At 58.8% G+C, this 18,884-nt stretch carries 18 protein-coding genes; 12 read left to right on the forward strand and 6 right to left on the reverse strand.

Going from position 1 to position 18,884, the window contains the following annotated elements; all coding sequences use genetic code 11:
* Window positions 1–9 precede the first annotated feature (9 nt).
* Both HBN79_RS05600 and HBN79_RS05605 read right to left on the reverse strand, forming a co-directional pair.
* Window positions 10–540: a 4-vinyl reductase gene (locus HBN79_RS05600; protein ID WP_094999825.1), complete on the reverse strand. Its 531-nt coding sequence runs from the start codon at window positions 538–540 to the stop codon at window positions 10–12.
* 178 nt (window positions 541–718) lie between these two features.
* On the reverse strand, window positions 719–1,696 hold the full coding sequence (locus HBN79_RS05605) for a dipeptidase (RefSeq protein WP_094999824.1): 978 nt from the start codon (window positions 1,694–1,696) through the stop codon (window positions 719–721).
* Window positions 1,697–1,916: 220 nt separating this feature from the next.
* Here HBN79_RS05605 and HBN79_RS05610 point away from each other — a divergent pair, with 220 nt between their 5' ends.
* On the forward strand, window positions 1,917–2,318 hold the full coding sequence (locus tag HBN79_RS05610; RefSeq protein WP_094999823.1) for a lysozyme inhibitor LprI family protein: 402 nt from the start codon (window positions 1,917–1,919) through the stop codon (window positions 2,316–2,318).
* Window positions 2,319–2,346: 28 nt separating this feature from the next.
* Window positions 2,347–2,763 carry a DUF3010 family protein gene (locus HBN79_RS05615; RefSeq protein ID WP_094999822.1) on the forward strand — a complete coding sequence of 139 codons (417 nt, stop codon included), beginning with the start codon at window positions 2,347–2,349 and terminating at the stop codon, window positions 2,761–2,763.
* On the opposite strand, the gene HBN79_RS05620 is transcribed toward HBN79_RS05615, so the two are convergent.
* Window positions 2,753–3,700 (reverse strand): GlxA family transcriptional regulator, encoded by a 948-nt coding sequence (locus HBN79_RS05620; RefSeq protein WP_169916436.1) that lies wholly within the window; start codon window positions 3,698–3,700, stop codon window positions 2,753–2,755. The genes HBN79_RS05615 and HBN79_RS05620 overlap by 11 nt on opposite strands.
* A 165-nt stretch (window positions 3,701–3,865) precedes the next feature.
* Between HBN79_RS05620 and choX the strand changes: the two genes are divergently transcribed.
* From choX to HBN79_RS05645, 5 genes are all read left to right on the forward strand, one after another.
* A complete protein-coding gene (choX, locus tag HBN79_RS05625; RefSeq protein ID WP_094999820.1) occupies window positions 3,866–4,792 on the forward strand; it encodes a choline ABC transporter substrate-binding protein in 927 nt (308 codons plus the stop codon).
* A 73-nt stretch (window positions 4,793–4,865) separates the two neighbouring features.
* Window positions 4,866–5,753, forward strand: coding sequence for a 3-keto-5-aminohexanoate cleavage protein (locus tag HBN79_RS05630; protein ID WP_094999819.1), 888 nt, complete (start codon window positions 4,866–4,868; stop codon window positions 5,751–5,753).
* 153 nt (window positions 5,754–5,906) lie between these two features.
* A complete protein-coding gene (locus tag HBN79_RS05635; protein ID WP_130872157.1) occupies window positions 5,907–6,872 on the forward strand; it encodes an L-carnitine dehydrogenase in 966 nt (321 codons plus the stop codon).
* A 19-nt stretch (window positions 6,873–6,891) separates the two neighbouring features.
* Window positions 6,892–7,365, forward strand: coding sequence for a thioesterase family protein (locus tag HBN79_RS05640; protein WP_130872158.1), 474 nt, complete (start codon window positions 6,892–6,894; stop codon window positions 7,363–7,365).
* A gap of 110 nt (window positions 7,366–7,475) precedes the next feature.
* The gene (locus HBN79_RS05645; protein WP_094999816.1) at window positions 7,476–7,733 is read left to right on the forward strand and encodes a hypothetical protein; all 258 of its coding nucleotides are present in this window, start codon (window positions 7,476–7,478) and stop codon (window positions 7,731–7,733) included.
* 120 nt (window positions 7,734–7,853) lie between these two features.
* On the opposite strand, the gene HBN79_RS05650 is transcribed toward HBN79_RS05645, so the two are convergent.
* Window positions 7,854–8,957: a GlxA family transcriptional regulator gene (locus tag HBN79_RS05650; protein ID WP_088378748.1), complete on the reverse strand. Its 1,104-nt coding sequence runs from the start codon at window positions 8,955–8,957 to the stop codon at window positions 7,854–7,856.
* 363 nt (window positions 8,958–9,320) lie between these two features.
* Window positions 9,321–10,697, reverse strand: coding sequence for an L-serine ammonia-lyase (locus tag HBN79_RS05655; RefSeq protein WP_095019591.1), 1,377 nt, complete (start codon window positions 10,695–10,697; stop codon window positions 9,321–9,323).
* 359 nt (window positions 10,698–11,056) lie between these two features.
* Here HBN79_RS05655 and HBN79_RS05660 point away from each other — a divergent pair, with 359 nt between their 5' ends.
* From HBN79_RS05660 to choV, 3 genes are all read left to right on the forward strand, one after another.
* Entirely contained in the window at window positions 11,057–12,004 is a 948-nt protein-coding gene (locus tag HBN79_RS05660) for a choline ABC transporter substrate-binding protein (RefSeq protein WP_169916437.1), read from the forward strand.
* Between the two features lie 68 nt (window positions 12,005–12,072).
* The gene (choW, locus tag HBN79_RS05665) at window positions 12,073–12,918 is read left to right on the forward strand and encodes a choline ABC transporter permease subunit (protein WP_094999813.1); all 846 of its coding nucleotides are present in this window, start codon (window positions 12,073–12,075) and stop codon (window positions 12,916–12,918) included.
* Entirely contained in the window at window positions 12,915–14,093 is a 1,179-nt protein-coding gene (gene choV, locus HBN79_RS05670; protein WP_094999812.1) for a choline ABC transporter ATP-binding protein, read from the forward strand. The genes choW and choV overlap by 4 nt, the downstream gene beginning before the upstream one ends.
* Before the next feature lie 64 nt (window positions 14,094–14,157).
* On the opposite strand, the gene HBN79_RS05675 is transcribed toward choV, so the two are convergent.
* Window positions 14,158–16,095, reverse strand: a complete 1,938-nt coding sequence (locus HBN79_RS05675; protein ID WP_232527653.1) for a BCCT family transporter — start codon at window positions 16,093–16,095, stop codon at window positions 14,158–14,160.
* Between the two features lie 476 nt (window positions 16,096–16,571).
* On the opposite strand from HBN79_RS05675, the gene betI reads away from it, so the two are divergent.
* Window positions 16,572–17,165 (forward strand): transcriptional regulator BetI, encoded by a 594-nt coding sequence (gene betI / locus HBN79_RS05680; protein ID WP_094999810.1) that lies wholly within the window; start codon window positions 16,572–16,574, stop codon window positions 17,163–17,165.
* A 109-nt stretch (window positions 17,166–17,274) separates the two neighbouring features.
* Window positions 17,275–18,747 (forward strand): betaine-aldehyde dehydrogenase, encoded by a 1,473-nt coding sequence (gene betB, locus HBN79_RS05685; protein WP_094999809.1) that lies wholly within the window; start codon window positions 17,275–17,277, stop codon window positions 18,745–18,747.
* Window positions 18,748–18,884 lie beyond the last annotated feature (137 nt).

An 18,884-nucleotide genomic window follows, 5' to 3' on the forward strand; every position in this document is an offset into this window, starting at 1 on the left:
ATCCTCGACTTACAACGGCTTGACGATAAACAGGCCGTGGTCGTGGCCTTCTTCCGATCCGCTATAAACCTGTTCTGCCACGGTCCGGATGTTGCTGCCACGGGCGTGCAGAATCTGGTCCATGGCGCCGGCAAACCAGCCGGTGAACATGTAGTCGACCTTGCGCCCGACCTTGCCGTACACGTACACAAAGCAGGAGTGTTCCAGCTTGATGGTGGCAGTGCCTTTGTCGAGATCGATGTCCTGGATCTTGAACAGGCCCCAGCCGCGCTGGGACAGGCGTTTCATGTAGTGTTCGAACACCGCGACGCCTTCGATGCCGTGGCATTCGGCTTCTTTTTCGCACCAGTGCCAGGCGGATTTGTAGCCGGCCTTGTAAAGAATGTCGGCGTAGGTATCAGCGCCAAGGACTTCTTCAATGCCCATGTGGTTGTTGACGAAAAAGTGGCGCGGCACATAGAGCATCGGCAAAGCGTCGGAAGTCCAGACGCCGGTTTCGCTGTCGACTTCGATGGGTAATTGCGGGGCGATTTTGGCCATGGGTAGCGCTCCAAAAGATGATGAAGTCCCGTGCAGCTGTCGAAGGCTGCGTTCGAGCGCGAAGCGGTCGCAAAACCGCTCACTGCGCCCTGACAGGAAAAATGTGCAATATGGGTTTACGACTGCTTCGCAGCCGGACGCAGCCTTCGGCAGCTGCTACGCAACAAATACGGTGCGGTTACTCGCCCCAGACATCCTTGAGCACGTTGACCCAGTTCTCGCCCATGATCTTGCGCACCACGCGCTCGTTGTGGCCGCGCTTGAGCAGGGTTTCGGTCAGGTTGGGGAACTCGCCCACGGTGCGGATGCCCAGCGGGTTGATGATCTTGCCGAAGCTGGTCAGGCGGCGGGCGTAGCCCTTGTCGTGGGTCAGCATTTCGAAAAAGTCCTGACCGTGGCCCTGGGTAAAGTCAGTGCCGATACCGATCGAATCTTCGCCGACAATATTCATGGTGTATTCGATCGCTTCGGCGTAGTCGTCGATGGTCGAATCAATACCCTTGGCCAGAAACGGCGCGAACATGGTCACCCCGACAAAACCGCCATGGTCGGCAATGAACTTGAGCTCGGCGTCGGATTTGTTGCGTGGATGTTCCTTGAGGCCGGAAGGCAGGCAGTGGGAATAGCAGACCGGTTTTTTCGATTCCAGAATCACCTCTTCCGAGGTTTTCGAACCCACGTGGGACAGGTCGCACATGATCCCGACACGGTTCATTTCAGCCACTACTTCACGGCCAAACCCCGAGAGCCCGCCATCGCGTTCATAGCAGCCGGTGCCCACCAGGTTCTGGGTGTTGTAGCACATCTGCACCACGCCAACGCCGAGCTGCTTGAAGATCTCGATATAGCCCAGCTGGTCTTCAAAGGCATGGGCATTCTGGAAGCCGAAGATGATCCCGGTCTTGCCCTGTTCCTTGGCGCGACGGATATCGGCAGTGGTCTTGACCGCAAGCACCAGGTCGCTGTTGTCGCGGATCAGGGTCTGGCTGGCGACGATGTTGTTGATCGTGGCCTGGAAGCCCTCCCATACCGACACAGTGCAGTTGGCAGCGGTGAGGCCGCCCTTGCGCATGTCTTCAAACAGTTCGCGGTTCCATTTGGCAATGATCAGCCCGTCGATAACGATACTGTCTGCGTGCAACTCGGTTGGGCTCATCAGGCGTCCCCTTATTGGCGTTTGTTGCGCCGAATCGTCTGCCGGCGCTATTGGGGCCAGCATAGGCCCGGGGTCAAAACCAGCCGGGTGCAAAAGCGACAGCGCAATTGCCGAAAGCGTCAACACGCGACAAAGCCGCCGACAGCAATGTCATGAGCTATCTGTTCTTTGGCTCACGCATAAGCCAGAATCGGCCCCAACTATGGATTAGGAAGCGGCAATGAAATCGATTCTCCTGGCCTTGGCATTGTTCACCGGCGGCGCTCATGCAGCTGAAAATGCCGACTACAACCCGTGCGACGCGGTAGAAAACGACCGCCAAACCCTGGCGTGCTCGGTGTTCAGCAAGAATGCTGCCGAACAATTGCTGAGCGAAAACTACGAAGCCCTGCAGGAACGCATGACTTCGCTGTACGGCAGTAACGCGACGCAACTCAATAACATCCTGAGCAAGATAAAGACCGCCCAGGCCCTGTGGTTGCACCAGCGCGACGCCGATTGCGCAATTGCCGTGTTCCCCGCCACCGCTGGCACCGAAGCGTTCAACATTGCCCAGAACGATTGCATGGCGCGTATCAGCGATGACCGTTCAGAGTTTCTGGAATCGATCGGGCAGGACTGATCTTCATATTGAATAAACCAGGGTTTTTATGACTATTTGCGGTATCGAGATCAAAGGCAGCGAAGCCATTTTTGCAATGGCAGCCCAAGGCGCCAATGGCCTTGAACACAGGGCCAATGCCACCAAGAAAATCGCCCTGGACGACGATGACGAGAGCGTCAACGTCAAAGCCTTCGCCATGCAAATAGCGGCCTTTGTGAAAGCCAACGGCATCACCCGCATTGCAATCAAGAAGCGCAGCAAAAAGGGTGAATTTGCCGGTGGCCCGACTACCTTCAAGATCGAGGGCATCATCCAGTTGCTGGACGATTGCGAGGTGCAGTTGCTGTCGCCACAGACCCTCAATGCGCAATACAAGAAACACGCCTTCGACTTGCCCGCCTCGCTGAACAAGTATCAGCATGAGGCCTACAAGGCGGCGTGTGCGGCGTTGCTCAAGGGTTAGTAGCGGCAACCCGATCCTGCCTCGGCGCACAGGTAAACCGCGCCCGGTAGCTGCGGGTGAAATACGACGGTGACTCAAAGCCGCAGGCAATGCTGATGTCCAGCACGCTCATGTCGGTCTGACGCAGCAGTTGCCGGGCCTTTTCCAGGCGCAGGCCCAGATAGAAGTTGCGCGGGGTGTCGTTCAGGTGCAAACGGAACAGACGCTCCAGCTGGCGCCGCGTAACGTTGATGCCAAGCGCCAGTTGCGCAGTGCTCAGTGGCGGCTCGCTGTGCTGTTCCATCTCGCCAATCACCTGCACCAATTTCTTGTTATGAATGCCATAACGGCTGGCGACCTGCATGCGCTGGTGGTCTTTGCGCTGACGGATACGGCCAAGCACGAATTGCTCGGACACCTGAATCGCCAACTCAGGCCCATAAGCCTGGGCTATCAGGTCGAGCATCAGGTCGATGGAGGCTGTACCGCCCGCACAGGTGATGCGCTGGCGGTCAATCTCAAACAGCTCTTGAGTCACCTGCAGCCTGGGGTATGACTCCTTGAACGCTTCCAGCGCCTCCCAATGCAAGGTCAGGCGATAGCCGTCGAGCAAACCTGCCTGCGCCAGTACCACGCTACCCGTGTCGATGCCACCCAAGGTGACGCCGTCGTTGTCCAGGCGACGCAGCCACTGAATCAGCGCCGGGGTCACGTGGGTCAGCGGATCAAAGCCGGCCACCACCAACAACGTCGCCCCGGCTTCAAGTGCCTCAAACCCGCCTTCGGCATTGACCGACATACCGTTGCTCGCCAACACGGCGCCACCCCCGCAACTGAGCACATGCCAGCGGTACAGCTCACCGCGAAAACGGTTGGCCACCCGCAGCGGCTCGATGGCCGAAATAAAGCCCATTGAGGAAAAGCCGGGCAGCAGAAGGAAGTAGAAATCCTGGGCCATAGGGGGCGCTCTCACGTCGGTTCAGCGGATTGAACCACAGTCAGGTCGCTGCAGTGCAAATCCACGTCGCCCCAGTGCGGTTGCGCAGCACGCCGCCTGCGTACCTTGGTATCACGGTGCACAAAGACGCCGATCCCCCAATAACAACCTGCCGAGGCCCTCCCCATGAAACGACTGATCAGCTGTTGCCTGCTGGTACTGAGCCCCTACGCGTTGGCGGCTGAAGATGCTTCGTGCAAGAACGTACGCATGGGCGTGGTCAATTGGACCGATGTAATCGCCACCAGCGCCATGGCGCAAACCCTGCTCGACGGTCTGGGCTATAAAACCAAACAGACCAGTGCCTCACAGCAAATTATTTTCGCCGGCTTGCGTGACAAGCGGCTGGACATGTTTCTGGGTTACTGGAACCCGATCATGAACCAGAGCATTACCCCGTTTGTGGACGCCAAACAGGTCACGGTACTGGCCGAACCGAGCCTTAAAGACGCCAAGGCCATGCTTGCCGTTCCAACCTATATGGCTGACAAGGGGCTCAAAAGCTTTGCTGACATTGCCACATTCGAGAAAGAACTGGGCGGCAGGATTTACGGGATCGAACCGGGCTCCGGCGCCAATACCCAGATCAAGGCCATGATCGAGAAAAACCAGTTTGGCCTGGGCAAGTTCCAGTTGGTGGAGTCCAGTGAAGCCGGCATGCTCTCGGCGGTGACCCGCGCAGTAAAACGCAATGAGCCGATTGTGTTCTTCGGCTGGACCCCGCACCCGATGAATATTAATCAGGACATGACCTACCTGACGGGCAGTGAAGATGCCCTTGGCCCCGATGAAGGCCGGGCCACGGTGTGGACGGTCACTGCCCCGGACTACGCCAGCCGCTGCCCGAACGTCAGCCGTTTGCTCAGCAACCTGACCTTCAGCGCCGAAGACGAGAGCCGCATGATGCAGCCGCTGCTTGATCACAAGGATGCTCAAGCCTCCGCCCGGCAGTGGCTCAAGGACCACCCGCAAGACCAGCAGCGCTGGCTTGAAGGGGTGACCACGGTAGACGGCAAACCCGCTGCCGGGAACCTGAAACTCAGCGCTAAATAATTCAACACCGAGCCCGCCCTGCGCAGCCTGCAATGGCTGCGGTGTGGCGCTCTACGCCCCAAGGAAATGCCCCATGAACCACGACGTCATCATCACCTGCGCACTCACCGGTGCCGGCGACACCAGCGGCCGCAGCCCTTTGGTACCGGTCACCCCCAAGCAAATTGCCGAAGCTGCCGTGGAAGCGGCCAAGGCCGGAGCCACAGTGGTGCATTGCCATGTACGTGATCCAAAGACCGGACAGTTCAGCCGCGATGTAGCGCTGTACCGCGAACTGATGGAGCGCATCCGCGAGGCGGACATCGACATCATCGTCAACCTCACCGCCGGGATGGGGGGGGACTTGCATATCGGCCCGGGCGAGAACCCGATGGAGTTTGGTCCCAACACCGACCTGGTCGGCCCGCTGACCCGTCTGGCTCACGTCGAGGAGCTGTTGCCGGAAATTTGCACCCTGGACTGCGGCACCCTGAACTTTGGCGACGGCGACACGATTTACGTGTCCACCCCGGCACAGCTGCGAGCGGGCGCCAAGCGCATCCAGGAACTTGGCGTTAAAGCCGAACTGGAAATTTTCGACACCGGCCATTTGTGGTTCGCCAAACAGATGATCAAGGAAGGCCTGCTGGATGACCCGCTGTTTCAACTATGCCTGGGTATCCCGTGGGGCGCTCCGGCAGACACCACCAGCATGAAAGCCATGGTCGACAATTTGCCGCCTGATGCGGTGTGGGCCGGTTTCGGCATTGGTCGCATGCAAATGCCGATGGCCGCGCAGGCGGTGCTGCTGGGCGGCAACGTGCGGGTCGGGCTTGAGGACAATTTATGGCTGGACCGAGGAGTGCTGGCCACCAACGGGCAACTGGTGGAGCGCGCCACAGAGATCCTCAGCCGCCTGGGCGCACGGGTGCTGAGCCCGGCAGAAGGCCGGGTGAAGATGGGCCTTAAAGAACGCCGCTAAGCAACTACGCAGCAGCATTGCCTGTGGGAGCGAGCCTGCTCGCGAAGGTCGTCAACGATAACGCCTGTTGACTGAGTTATCGCGGTGCCCTTGGGGCCTTCGCGAGCAGGCTCGCTCCCACGCAATCTCATTATTTTTATCCAGGAGCACGCCATGACCTTTATCACCGAGATTAAAACCTTCGCCGCCCTGGGCAGCGGTGTCATTGGCAGCGGCTGGGTTGCTCGCGCCCTCGCCCACGGCCTGGACGTGGTGGCCTGGGATCCGGCCCCCGGTGCCGAAGCGGCCCTGCGCAAACGCGTCGCCAAAGCCTGGCCCGCACTGGAAAAAAGCGGCCTTGCGGAAGGCGCATCCCAACACCGGTTGCGGTTTGTCAGCACCATTGATGAATGCGTGCGCGATGCCGATTTTATTCAGGAAAGCGCCCCGGAGCGGCTCGACCTGAAGCTTGAACTGCACAGCAAAATCAGCGCCGCCGCCAAACCCGATGCATTGATCGGCTCCAGCACCTCGGGCCTGCTGCCCAGCGAATTTTATAAAACCTCCACACACCCCGAGCGCTGCATTGTCGGGCACCCGTTCAACCCGGTTTACCTGTTGCCATTGGTCGAGGTGGTGGGCGGGCAAAAAACCGCTCCCGAAGCCATTCAGGCGGCAATCAAGGTTTATCAATCCCTGGGCATGCGCCCCCTGCATGTGCGCAAGGAAGTGCCCGGGTTTATTGCCGACCGTCTGCTCGAAGCCTTGTGGCGCGAGGCGCTGCACCTGGTCAATGACGGGGTGGCCAGCACCGGTGAAATTGACGACGCCATTCGCTTTGGCGCAGGGTTGCGCTGGTCGTTCATGGGTACCTTTTTGACCTACACCCTGGCCGGTGGCGATGCCGGAATGCGACATTTCATGAACCAGTTCGGCCCGGCGCTGCAACTGCCGTGGACGTATTTGCCCGCTCCGGAACTGAGCGAAAAACTGATCGACGATGTGGTGGAAGGCACCACTGAACAACTCGGCCAGCACAGCATTGCCGCGCTGGAAAGCTATCGGGATGACTGCCTGCTGGCGGTGATGGAAGCGGTGAACGCAACCAGACTCAAACATGGCATGACCATCAACGACTGATCGAACCGCGAGGTACAGCATGCCCACCCTCACCACCTACACCACGCCCATTCTTGAAGAATGGGTCGATTACAACGGCCACTTGCGCGACGCCTTTTATCTGCTGATTTTCAGCTACGCCACGGATGCCCTGATGGACCGCCTGGGGCTGGACAGCCAGGGCCGCGAAGCCAGCGGTCATTCACTGTTCACCTTGGAGGTGCATCTTAATTACCTGCACGAGGTGAAGCTCGGCGCCCACGTTGAAGTGCGTACCCAGCTCATCGGCCACGACAAAAAACGCCTGCATGTCTATCACAGCCTGCACCTGACAGGTGATGGGCGAGCCCTCGCGGGCAATGAGCAAATGCTGCTGCACGTTGACTTGGCAGGCCCGCGTTCCGCACCCTTTGGCGAGCACACGCTGGCCGTATTGCAGGCCATCGGGGAGCAACAGCGTGATCTGCCGAGACCCGAGTATGTGAGTCGGGTGATTGCCTTGCCTGTGCCTTAAAACGACCTGTTCTTAGGCATATCAGACATATCATCAAACCGCCCTTGCCCACTGGCTAAAGCCCTACCAGAATCAGACTTCGATCGCGCTTTGTAGAAGGATAAAAAGTCATGATGCACGCGGATTTGATTGATGAGCAGGATCTGGTTGGCCAACTGCGCTCGCTGGGCTTTGAAGTGTCAGGTACGGCGGAGCAGGCCTGCACAACGGCAGTCTGTGGGCTGAACGAAACCAATGCCCGCGCCCTCAAGGGGTTGGTCGAAAAGCTCTACACCGGCAGCGCAACCATTTTGCCTGCAGTGCGCGAGGCCATTGACCGGCAGTTGCTGCCGGGCTTGGCGCAGTTCAAGCAGAGCAAGGTCGGGTAAGGCAAAAGCGCCCTCACCCTAGCCCTCTCCCGAAGGGAGGGGGACTAAAAGCAAAAGCAGTTTTGCGCCTCGATACAGATCAAGCGCCCTCCCCACCCCGGGTGAGGGCGCTTTTGATTGTTAAATCCTCACACTGGCAAACGTCGACTCATTGCGCGCCTGATTCAACGCCGACATCGGCCCGGCCAGCGGCGCCAGCAACAGGGACTGCGGGATCTGCACCAGGGTGGTCTGCTGCGCAGTGTTGGAACCCACCCGCTCATCCCGTGGCGGAATGCCGAAGTATTCGCGGTAGCACTTGGAAAAATGCGGCGTGGACACAAAGCCGCACACCGCCGCCACTTCAATAATCGACATCGGTGTTTGCTTGAGCAACTGCCGCGCCCGCACCAGCCGCAACTTCAGGTAATAGCGCGACGGCGAACAATGCAGGTACTTCTGGAACAAGCGCTCGAGCTGGCGCCGCGACACAGTCACATACACCGCCAGCTCATCAAGGTCGATGGGCTCTTCGAGGTTGGCTTCCATCAACGCGACAATTTCCTGCAGCTTGGGCTGGTTGGTGCCGAGCATGTGCTTGAGCGGCACCCGCTGGTGGTCCTGCTCGTTGCGGATACGTTCATACACAAACATTTCCGAAATCGCCGCCGACAGTTCACGGCCATGATCGCGGCTGATCAGGTGCAGCATCATGTCCAGCGGTGCCGTGCCGCCCGAGCTGGTAAAACGGCTGCGGTCGAGGGTAAACAGCCGCGTGCTCATGGCCACGCGCGGGAAGGCTTCCTGCATCGAGGCCAGGCATTCCCAGTGCACGCTGCAATCAAAACCGTCGAGCAAGCCGGCATAGGCCAGTGCCCAGCTGCCGGTGCACACGGCACCCAGGCGACGGGACTGGCGCGCCTGACTCTGCAACCAGGACACATGCTCACGGGTCACGGTGCGCTGAATGCCGATACCACCACACACGATGACCATGTCCAGCGCCGGAGCCTTGTGCATGCTGGCGTCGGGGGTCACCTGCAGACCGTCACTGGCCCAGACCTGACTGCCATCGGCGCTGAGGGTGCTCCAGCGATACAACTCACGGCCCGACAACTGGTTGGCCATGCGCAAAGGTTCTATCGCGGAAGCCAGGGAAATGAGCGTGAAATTGTCCAGCAGCAGAAAGCCGATGGATTGAGGCGTACGGTTCTGGGGTTGGACCCCGGAGTTGAACGACGTCATCGCGGTATCTCCTCACACAAAGCGGGTGATGGCCTCAGGCACAGGCTCTTGTTATTACCCTCGTTTCACGGGGCTTTGAAATGACAACGCAAATGCCATGCCTAAACTTGAATGGCTATTCAACAAAGTCTGAAAACGACGTCGCAATGTGTCTGGCAGGGTGATGGGAAATGACGGTTAAACACGGATACACAGGTGCTGACCGAGGCTGTTGAGCACATCGGTAGCACTTGTGGGAAGGGTGTAGGAGCTGCTCGGTTACAGAATGTCACCGAAAGTACGAGTGCGCCAAAACGGGTCGGTGTGCGCTGAAAAAGCGCCGAGGCTGTAGGAGCAAGCCCGCTCCCAGAGGTGTTTGGGGGCTCAACATTCCACCGCACTGACCGCCAGGCCGCCGCGCGAGGTTTCCTTGTATTTGTCGTGCATGTCGGCACCGGTGTCGCGCATGGTGCGGATCACCCGGTCCAGGGAAATAAAGTGCTGGCCGTCACCGCGCAAGGCCATCTGCGCCGCATTGATCGCCTTGACTGCGGCAATGGCATTGCGCTCGATGCAGGGTACTTGAACCAACCCGCCCACCGGGTCACAGGTCAGGCCCAGGTTATGCTCCAGACCAATTTCAGCGGCGTTGCACAGTTGCTCCGGGGTGGCGCCGAGGATTTGCGCCAGCCCGGCAGCCGCCATCGCGCAGGCCGAGCCGACTTCGCCCTGGCAGCCCACTTCAGCCCCGGAAATCGACGCATTCTTTTTGCACAAAATGCCGATCGCCGCGGCGCTCAGCAGGTAGTCGACCACATGCGCTTCGCTGACTTCATCGCTGAATTTCATAAAGTAGTGCAACACTGCCGGGATGATCCCTGCCGCACCATTGGTGGGCGCCGTGACCATGCGCCCGCCGGCTGCGTTTTCTTCGTTGACCGCCAGGGCGAACAGGTTGACCCATTCCATCGCGCTCAGGGTCGAGCCGATCACATTGGGCTTGCCCAGTTCCAGCAGGCTGCGGTGCAGGCGCGCAGCACGCCGACGTACATTGAGGCCGCCGGGCAGGATGCCTTCATGTTTCAGGCCTTGCTCCACGCAGTCCTGCATGGCGCGCCAAAGTTTGATCAGACCGCAGCGGATTTCATCTTCGCTGCGCCAGATGCGTTCGTTGGCCATCATCAATGCCGCCACGCTCAGGTGATGTGTGCGGCACAGGTCCAGCAGTTCGACGGCACTATTAAAATCGTAAGGCAGCTCGGTGCGATCCATGTCCAATACGCCACTGGCCGCTTGCGCCGCATCCACTACAAAGCCACCGCCAACCGAGTAATAAGTATCGCCATGCAATATGCCGTGCCCGCTGTGCGCTACCAGGGTCATGGCATTGGGATGAAATGCCAGGTTCTCGTCTATCAGGCGCATATCCTGCGCCCAGTCGAACGGAATCGGTACATGGCCGTCGAGTAACAGGGTGCGGCTTTCGCGCAGCTGCGCGATACGCGAACCAATGCAGGACGGATCAATCGCATCCGGCCACTCCCCCATCAAACCCATGATGACCGCGTTGTCACTGCCATGACCGATACCGGTGGCCGACAGCGAGCCATAGAGCTGCACTTCGATACGGCTTACCTGTTGCAGTTGATCGCGTTCACGCAAGCCCTGCACAAACAGCGCCGCCGCCCGCATCGGGCCCACGGTGTGGGAACTGGAAGGGCCGATACCGATCTTGAACAGGTCAAACACGCTGATAGCCATGAGCACGAACCTCGGGGGTGAATGCCTTGCATCATGGGGTGTTTGCAGTCGGCAAAAACGTCCAGCTACGACCCGCCTTTGCCTGCCAGCGCCCCCGACGTTTTATAGGGCGCAGAGGTATGAAAAAGACAGTTTTCAAGCCTCATTCGTCCAGATACGACCTCGCAGGTACTAGATACGACCCTGCCTGTACTGGATGCGACGCCCCCTGTAGGCGTTTGATTTTCGCTGTTACATGATCGGTTCTGACTCGATTGCAAGATGCGCTGGCAACACGCCTGCCGGGCATCGCCCGACCGCAACTGATATGTGCGGCTTTTCGATCGAAAACCGCAACCCGGACACACAGGAGTCGCTCCATGACACATTCCTCATCGTTGTTGCTGGCTGCATTGCTGAGTCTGCCCGTCATCGCCCAGGCAGCAGAACCGGCGCAATGCAGTACCGTCAATTTTTCGGATGTCGGCTGGACCGACATCACCGTCACCACCGCCGTTACCAGCGAAGTGCTCAAGGGCCTGGGCTACAAAACCAAAACCACCATGATTTCCGTGCCGGTTACCTACAAGTCGCTGGCCGATGGCAAGAACATGGACGTGTTTCTCGGCAACTGGATGCCGACCATGGAAAACGACATCAAGGCCTACCGCGACGCGGGCACCGTCGAGACAGTGCGCGCCAACCTGGAGAACGCCAAATACACCCTTGCCGTACCCGAAGCCCTCTATGAGAAGGGCCTCAAGGACTTCTCCGACCTGCCCAAATTCAGCAAGGAACTGGACGGCAAGATCTACGGCATCGAGCCGGGCAACGACGGCAACCGCATGATCCAGACCATGATCGACAAAAACGCCTTCGGCCTGAAGGACGCCGACTTCAAGGTGGTGGAATCCAGCGAAGCGGGGATGCTGTCGCAGGTTGACCGCGCCCAGCGTCGTGGCACAGAGGTGGTGTTCCTGGGCTGGGAACCCCACCCGATGAACACTCGCTTCAAAATGAAATACCTCACCGGTGGCGATGAGTTCTTCGGCCCCAACTATGGTCAGGCGACCATCTACACCAACACCCGCAAGGGCTACACCGAAGAATGCAGCAACGTGGGTCAGTTACTGAAGAATCTGGTGTTTACCCTGGACATGGAAAGCACCCTGATGGGCAAGGTGCTGGACGACAAGATCAAACCCGACGCGGCCGCCAAAGCCTGGCTCAAACAAAACCCGCAAGTGCTTGAAAGCTGGCTCGCGGGTGTTACCACGGTGGATGGCAAGCCCGGGCTTGAGGCCGTTAAAGCCAGCCTTGCGAAGTAATCGCGGGCGTCGGGCGGCAACTGCGCCCGGCTCCGTTTCAATTCCCCTGCATGCGGACGTTCACTACCATGCTGATTGATCAAAAAATCCCTCTGGGCGATTACATTGCAAACTTCGTCGACTGGCTGACCCAGCACGGCGCCAGCACCTTCGATGCCATCGCCAGCACGCTGGAAGCCATGATCCACGCCGTGACCTTTGCCCTGACCTGGTTCAATCCCTTTGTGTTTATCGGGCTGATTGCACTGTTTGCCCACTTTATCCAGCGCAAGTGGGGGCTCACGGTTTTTGTGGCGCTGTCGTTTCTGCTGATCCTTAACCTGGGGTATTGGCAAGAAACCATGGAAACCCTGGCCCAGGTGCTGTTCGCTACATTTGTATGCGTGATCATCGGCGTGCCGCTAGGAATTCTCGCGGCGCACAAACCCATGTTCTACACCTTTATGCGTCCTGTTCTCGACCTGATGCAGACCGTTCCTACCTTCGTTTACCTGATCCCGACCCTGACCCTGTTCGGGCTGGGCGTGGTGCCGGGGCTGATTTCCACAGTGGTATTTGCCATTGCCGCGCCGATCCGCCTGACTTACCTGGGCATCCGCGATGTCCCCCATGAGTTGCTTGATGCGGGCAAGGCCTTTGGCTGCTCCCGTCGCCAGTTGCTCACCCGTATCGAGCTTCCCCACGCCATGCCGAGCATCGCCGCCGGGATTACCCAATGCATCATGCTGTCATTGTCGATGGTGGTGATCGCCGCCCTGGTGGGTGCCGATGGTCTGGGCAAACCGGTGGTCAATGCCCTCAACACTGCCGATATCGCCTTGGGCTTTGAAGCCGGGCTGGCGATCGTGCTGCTGGCCATCATGCTCGACCGTATCTGCAAGCAGCCGGACGCCAAAGCAGGAGCCGACGCATGAGTATTATCCGTTTCGATAATGTTGACGTGATCTTCGCCAAAGACCCCCGCGCAGCACTCGGCCTTCTGGACCAGGGCTTGTCGCGGGATCAGATCCTGAAAAAAACCGGGCAGATTGTTGGCGTGGAAAAGGCCAGCCTGGACATCGAAAAAGGTGAAATCTGCGTACTGATGGGTTTGTCAGGCTCGGGGAAATCCAGCTTGCTGCGCTGCATCAACGGGCTCAATACGGTCAGTCGCGGCCAGTTGTATGTAGAGCACGAAGGCAAGCAGATAGACATTGCCTCGTGCACCCCTGCGGAACTGAAGATGATGCGCACCAAGCGCATCGCCATGGTGTTTCAGAAATTCGCCCTGATGCCCTGGCTGACGGTACGCGAAAACATCAGCTTCGGGCTGGAGATGCAGGGCCGTCCCGAAAAGGAACGCCGCACCCTGGTGGATGAAAAACTTGAGCTGGTAGGTCTGACCCAATGGCGCAATAAAAAGCCCGATGAGTTGAGCGGCGGCATGCAGCAGCGGGTTGGCCTGGCGCGGGCACTGGCGATGGACGCCGATATCCTGCTGATGGACGAACCCTTTTCGGCACTTGACCCGTTGATCCGCCAGGGCTTGCAGGATGAGCTGCTGGAACTGCAACACAAGCTGAACAAGACCATTGTGTTTGTCAGCCATGACCTGGACGAAGCACTCAAGCTGGGCAGCCGCATTGCGATCATGAAAGACGGCAAGATCGTGCAGTACAGCAAGCCTGAAGAAATCGTGCTCAACCCCGCCGATGACTATGTACGCACCTTTGTTGCCCATACCAACCCGCTCAACGTGCTGTGCGGACGCAGCCTGATGCGCACACTGGACAACTGCAAACGCATCAATGGCTCGGTGTGCATCGACCCGGGGGATGACTCGTGGATTGATCTGGCGGAGGGCAACACCATAAAAGGCGTGCGCCAGGGTGCTGCTGTGGTGGACCTGCAACACTGGAAAAGCGGTCAGGCGGTAGAAGGCCTGGGGCGTGGGCCAACCCTGGTGGACAGTGGCATCGGCATGCGCGATGCACTACAGATCCGTTACCAGACCGGCAACAAACTGGTGCTGCACGACGATCACAAAGTGGTAGGGATACTGGGGGATACAGAGCTGTATCACGCGCTGCTGGGCAAGAATCTGGGGTAGGCATTACCCTCACCCCAACCCTCTCCCGGAGGGAGAGGGTGAGGGTGAGGGGCTTTTGCAGTTCTTAGCTATATACGCGGCCAAGGAGTTGGCGATGGCTTTCAAACTGATCGAGCACGTCACGGCTGATCTGCTCCTGGGTGAAGCCCATCAAGTCGTACTCCTGGTTACCGTTGTGCAAGTACACCTCAGCGCGGTAATAACGGCTGCGCACTTCGTCTTCACCCGACTCGCTCGGTGCGGCCAGGTAGCCATCCAGGCTGACTTCGTAGACAAACGGGTTGCCTTCTTCCATTTCAACCCGCACGCCCATGCAACGCTTGGCGCTGCCCAGCAGGGTCTGCACATCAAGCCCCTGACTACGCAATTGTACCGCCGCATCTTCCAGTGCCGGGGTCACGTGTTTGTCCATAAAACGCTGCACCACGGCTTGAGTCGGTTGCAGGTCCTGTGCAGTCAGCCGCTCGCTGAAACCACGACGGCCACGGGCAGCCAGCTCGGCTTGTTCCTGTTCAACCAGAGTGTCCTGGCGCATCGCCTTGTGCAGGCCAAACATAAACAGGATCAATACCACCGAAAACGGCAAACCGGCCAGTACCACCATGGTTTGCATCGCCGCAAAGTTACCGGCAAACAGCAGGCCGATAGTCACCAGCGTGATTACCGCCGACCAGAAGATCCGCAGCCAGTGCGGCGCATCTTCGTCCACATCACCGCCTTTGCACGACAGGTTGGCCATCATCACCGCGCCGGAGTCGGCCGGGGTCAGGAACAGCACAAAGCCGACAAAGATCGAGACACCGATAACAACTTTCGACGCAGGGTAATGCTCAAGCAGTTGATAAATCGCCATCGACGGCTGCTCAAGCGCCGTTTTACCCAGTTCCACGGCACCGTGGTTAACCACCAGGTCCAGCGCCGAGTTACCGAAGATCGACAACCAGGCCAAGGTGAAGCCCAGCGGAATCAACAGCACGCCCGCCACCAGTTCACGCACCGTGCGACCACGGGAAATACGCGCGATAAACATCCCGACAAATGGGGCCCAGGAAATCCACCAGGCCCAGTAGAACAGAGTCCACAGGCCCAGCCAGCCTTCGGTTTTCCTGCTGTCGCCTTCGTACACGTACAGGTCGAAGGTTTTCATCACGATACCGTTGAGGTAGTCGCCGGTGTTTTGCACAAAACCGTTGAGCAGGTGCAGGGTCGGACCGAACAGCAGCACGAAAATCAGCAGGCCACTGAACAGGATAATGTTCAGGTTGGACAGTCGGCGGATGCCGTTCTCAACACCCGAGACTGCAGCAATGGTCGCCACGGTGCTCATCACGATGATCACGATCAACAGGTTGGTGTTGCTGTGTTCCATGCCGAACAGGTTCTCAAGCCCCGACGACACCTGCATCGAACCAATGCCCAGGTTGGTCACCAGGCCCAGCAGTGTCACGAACATACCGAAGCCATCCACCGCATGGCCCGCAGCACCTTTGACCCAGCGCTCGCCCATCAACGGATACAGCGCCGAACGCAACGCCAGCGGCTGGTTGTGACGGTAGGCAAAATAGGCCACGGCCAGACCGACCAGTGCGTAAATCGCCCAGCCATGCAGGCCCCAGTGTAGGAAAGTCAGTTGCAACGCCTGGCGCGCTGCTTCATGGCTGCCCGACACGCCTTCAGGCGGGTTGAAGTAGTGATCCAGCGGCTCGGATGCGCCGAAGTACAGCAGCGAAATACCGATACCGGACGAGAACAGCATCCCGGCCCAGGCGCCATAGCTGAAATCCGGGGTGTCCTGTTTCGTTCCCAGTTTCAATTTTCCGTAGGACGAAAACGCCAACCCGACCACAAAGATCAGATAAGCAGCGATGACTACCATGTAGTACCAGCCGAAGCTGCGCGACAGCCATTCCTGGGCCACACCCAGGATACGGCCCGCTTCTTCGGGGGCAATGATCAGGATGGCAGTCAGCAAAAGTATCAAGGCAGTGGAGGTGTAAAACACCCAACCGTTGACCGTCACCTTTTGCGGTGGGGTCTTTATAAGAGAGGCAGAACTCATTGCACGGATGCTCCAGGGAGTGCGAGACAAGGACTTAAGGCAACGCACCACACGACCATTCGCCTAGATAGCGACCAACGGTCGAGTGATATAAAGACACCGCTAAAAAACCGGACCCGCCCAGACCGCGTTCAAAACCTGTGTGCGTCCCCTTGAAATCAAGGGCTGCCCCGCGCGGTCTGATGCGTTGTGCCTGTTTGGATCTCCCGTCAGCGCCTGCGAAAGCCTGCTTCTGCTTGGGTTCCATGGGAATTTACCGTGTCGATTTGCGCCATTCATGCGTAGGAAAACGACATAAATCGCGACGATTTGTCGCAGAGCTTATTCTTTGTTGATTGAACGTTCAATCAAAACAAAATAGACTGGCTGCCGTTCAGTGATGTTTTTGCACTGACCGCCGGCCCAAGGAGATTTGCGAAATGCCCAAGGTCGGTATGCAACCCATACGCCGCCAGCAGTTGATCGAAGCCACATTGACGGCTGTCGATCAGGTCGGGATGGCAGATGCCAGCATTGCGCTGATTGCCCGTCTGGCCGGTGTGTCCAACGGCATCATCAGTCACTACTTCAAAGACAAGAACGGTCTGATTGCCGCCACCATGCGGTACTTGATGAACGTCTTGATCGACAACGTCACCGAGCGCCGCCAGGCGTTGGGCGACGACAGCCCGCGGGCTCATTTACAGGTCATCGTCGAGGGCAACTTCGACGCCAGCCAGGTCAATGGCCCGGCAATGAAAACCTGGCTGGCCTTTTGGGCGGCCAGCATGCACCAACCGTCGTTGCACAGATTGCAGCGGATCAACGACCACCGCTTGTACTCCAATCTGTGCTGCCAGTTCCGCCGGGTGTTGCCCCAGGCCCAGGCCCGCAATGCAGCACGAGGCCTGGCAGCGCTCATCGATGGTCTATGGTTGCGGGGTGCCCTTTCCGGTGACGGCTTCGACACCGACCAGGCACAACGCATCTGCTACGAATATATGGATCTACAACTGGCGAAACAGGTGAGTTAGGCCCAATTAACGCTTAACCCCTGAACTGTCGTGAATCTGCGGTGCCACAGCTAGAGGGCACCCGACTCACGATTAACGCCCACCACTTGTCTGCACTTGCGAGGATTTTATGGCCCGTTTCGAACTGCAAAAACTCTACATCGACGGCGGCTACACCGACGCCGGTAGCGACGCTACTTTCGATGCCATCAACCCGGCTAACGGCGAAGTCCTCGCGCAAGTGCAACGCGCTACCAAAGAAGACGTCGAGCGCGCTGTAGTCAGCGCCGAAAAAGGCCAGAAAATCTGGGCCGCCATGACGTCCATGGAGCGTTCGCGAATCCTGCGGCGCGCCGTGGAAATCCTGCGCGAGCGCAACGATGAACTGGCCGCCCTGGAAACCCTGGACACCGGCAAGTCGTACTCCGAAACCCGTTATGTCGACATCGTCACCGGCGCCGACGTACTGGAGTACTACGCTGGCCTGGCGCCCGCCATCGAAGGCGAGCAAATCCCGCTGCGCGACACTTCGTTCGTGTACACCCGTCGCGAGCCGTTGGGCGTTGTGGCCGGTATCGGCGCGTGGAACTACCCGATCCAGATCGCCCTGTGGAAATCCGCACCGGCCCTGGCTGCCGGCAACGCAATGATCTTCAAGCCAAGTGAAGTCACTTCCCTGACTACCCTGAAGCTCGCCGAAGTCTTCACCGCAGCGGGCCTGCCGGACGGCGTATTCAACGTTCTAACTGGCAGCGGCCGTGAAGTGGGCACCTGGCTGACCGAGCACCCGCGCATCGCGAAAATCTCGTTCACCGGCGGCACCGATACCGGCAAGAAAGTCACCGCCAGTGCTACCCAGTCGTCGCTCAAAGACGTGACCATGGAACTGGGCGGCAAATCACCGCTGATCATTTTCGACGACGCCGACCTGGATCGCGCCGCGGATACCGCGATGATGGCTAACTTCTACAGCTCGGGCCAGGTGTGCACCAACGGCACCCGCGTATTTATCCCGACGGCCATGAAAGCGGCGTTTGAAGCCAAGATTCTGGAGCGCGTAGCGCGCATCCGTATCGGCAACCCGCAAGACGAAAACACCAACTTCGGCCCGCTGGTCAGCTTTGCTCACATGGAAAGCGTGCTGGGCTACATTGCCAAGGGCAAAGAAGAAGGCGCCCGCCTGCTGTGCGGCGGTGAACGCCTGACCGAAGGTGATCTGGCCAAGGGCGCATTCGTGGCACCGACCGTGTTCACCGACTGCACCGATGACATGACCATCGTCAAAGAAGAAATCTTCGGCCCGGTCATGAGCATCCTCACTTACGACAGCGAAGAAGAAGTGATCCGCCGCGCCAACGACACCGAGTTCGGCCTGGCTGCCGGCGTCGTGACCAAGGACCTGAACCGCGCTCACCGCGTGATTCATCAGCTGGAAGCGGGCATTTGCTGGATCAACGCCTGGGGTGAGTCCGACGCAAAAATGCCGGTGGGCGGCTACAAGCAATCGGGCATTGGCCGTGAAAACGGTATCAGCTCGCTGGCTCAGTACACCCAGATCAAATCGGTACAGGTAGAGCTGGGCGACTACGTTTCGGTGTTCTAAACCGACAGGCCCGCATAAACCCTGTGGGAGCGGGCTTGCTCGCGATACAGGCGACGCGGTGCATCAGTTGCACCGCGCTGATGCAATCGCGAGCAGGCTCGCTCCCACAAGCTCTGCCACAACTTCAAAGAGGGTGC

Source organism: Pseudomonas sp. WS 5051 (assembly GCF_012985715.1).
GTDB lineage: Bacteria > Pseudomonadota > Gammaproteobacteria > Pseudomonadales > Pseudomonadaceae > Aquipseudomonas > Aquipseudomonas bubulae.

Bases quoted from the DNA above. Each gene is read 5' to 3' on its own strand.
- HBN79_RS05600 (WP_094999825.1), bottom strand. From the start codon at position 540: ATGGCCAAAATCGCCCCGCAATTACCCATCGAAGTCGACAGCGAAACC.
- HBN79_RS05605 (WP_094999824.1), bottom strand. From the start codon at position 1,696: ATGAGCCCAACCGAGTTGCACGCAGACAGTATCGTTATCGACGGGCTG.
- HBN79_RS05610 (WP_094999823.1), top strand. From the start codon at position 1,917: ATGAAATCGATTCTCCTGGCCTTGGCATTGTTCACCGGCGGCGCTCAT.
- HBN79_RS05615 (WP_094999822.1), top strand. From the start codon at position 2,347: ATGACTATTTGCGGTATCGAGATCAAAGGCAGCGAAGCCATTTTTGCA.
- HBN79_RS05620 (WP_169916436.1), bottom strand. From the start codon at position 3,700: ATGGCCCAGGATTTCTACTTCCTTCTGCTGCCCGGCTTTTCCTCAATG.
- choX (WP_094999820.1), top strand. From the start codon at position 3,866: ATGAAACGACTGATCAGCTGTTGCCTGCTGGTACTGAGCCCCTACGCG.
- HBN79_RS05630 (WP_094999819.1), top strand. From the start codon at position 4,866: ATGAACCACGACGTCATCATCACCTGCGCACTCACCGGTGCCGGCGAC.
- HBN79_RS05635 (WP_130872157.1), top strand. From the start codon at position 5,907: ATGACCTTTATCACCGAGATTAAAACCTTCGCCGCCCTGGGCAGCGGT.
- HBN79_RS05640 (WP_130872158.1), top strand. From the start codon at position 6,892: ATGCCCACCCTCACCACCTACACCACGCCCATTCTTGAAGAATGGGTC.
- HBN79_RS05645 (WP_094999816.1), top strand. From the start codon at position 7,476: ATGATGCACGCGGATTTGATTGATGAGCAGGATCTGGTTGGCCAACTG.
- HBN79_RS05650 (WP_088378748.1), bottom strand. From the start codon at position 8,957: ATGACGTCGTTCAACTCCGGGGTCCAACCCCAGAACCGTACGCCTCAA.
- HBN79_RS05655 (WP_095019591.1), bottom strand. From the start codon at position 10,697: ATGGCTATCAGCGTGTTTGACCTGTTCAAGATCGGTATCGGCCCTTCC.
- HBN79_RS05660 (WP_169916437.1), top strand. From the start codon at position 11,057: ATGACACATTCCTCATCGTTGTTGCTGGCTGCATTGCTGAGTCTGCCC.
- choW (WP_094999813.1), top strand. From the start codon at position 12,073: ATGCTGATTGATCAAAAAATCCCTCTGGGCGATTACATTGCAAACTTC.
- choV (WP_094999812.1), top strand. From the start codon at position 12,915: ATGAGTATTATCCGTTTCGATAATGTTGACGTGATCTTCGCCAAAGAC.
- betI (WP_094999810.1), top strand. From the start codon at position 16,572: ATGCCCAAGGTCGGTATGCAACCCATACGCCGCCAGCAGTTGATCGAA.
- betB (WP_094999809.1), top strand. From the start codon at position 17,275: ATGGCCCGTTTCGAACTGCAAAAACTCTACATCGACGGCGGCTACACC.